The organism is Paenibacillus piscarius, assembly GCF_022234545.1.
Taxonomy (GTDB): domain Bacteria; phylum Bacillota; class Bacilli; order Paenibacillales; family Paenibacillaceae; genus Paenibacillus_AQ; species Paenibacillus_AQ piscarius.
In genome coordinates this window covers 1-667 of record NZ_JAIEUI010000055.1, presented here as the reverse complement: position 1 = coordinate 667, position 667 = coordinate 1, and the positions used below count along the sequence as shown (strand labels likewise).

1 protein-coding gene is annotated in these 667 nt (G+C 57.7%); it reads right to left on the bottom strand.

Annotated elements, in window-relative coordinates; translation table 11 throughout:
- Nucleotides 1-596: DDE-type integrase/transposase/recombinase (locus K1558_RS32625; protein WP_238656285.1), on the bottom strand; the 596-nt coding region annotated here is incomplete at its 3' end.
- Between the last annotated feature and the right edge of the window lie 71 nt (nt 597-667).

The following is a 667-nucleotide window of genomic DNA, read 5'->3' as shown; positions in this document are numbered from 1 at the left end:
ACCGGGCGGGCACTGCCAGGCGCGCAGTGCTGCTCCATGGCGCGTCCCAGCGTCTGGCAAGCGTGCTTGGCCTCACACGACGATCCACGGTGATAGCCGACGATGACACGGGTAAACACATCGATAATGCTCAGGACAAAGAAATGCCGGTCCAGGCCCGCCACATACCCGTATTTAATGTCCATCTGCCAGAGCTGGCCCGCTCCGGTAATGACTCGGTTCTCCGGCAGTTTCCGGGGATGCTTAAAGCGTTTGTGACGCTGAGGCTGCAGGATCTCTAGCGCCTGACACAGCCGGTAGCTTTTCTTGTGATTGAGCCTCAGCCCGTGCTGGTTCCACAAGCACTTGGCCAGCAGCTTGTACCCGTACACGTGCTCTTCTCCAGCGACTAGTTCCAGCAGCATTTCCTGGATCTGCTCGTCGCTAATCTTCTCTCCCGACTCGGTCAGGGAGTAGCCGGGGACGGGTCTTCCGCGTCCCTGGAGAACGGCCTGTGCCTCCTGCGTCTTGCGTTTCTTACGGTCGTAGTACGTCGACTCGGCTACCCCGACGAGACGGAGCACCAAGGCTGCGTTATTCCCCTGCTTAATGAACATGTCGGCTACCTCGATTTTTTCGGATAAGCAGGGGTTGGCTTTTTTAGCAGTTCACGCAGAATCTCAATCTC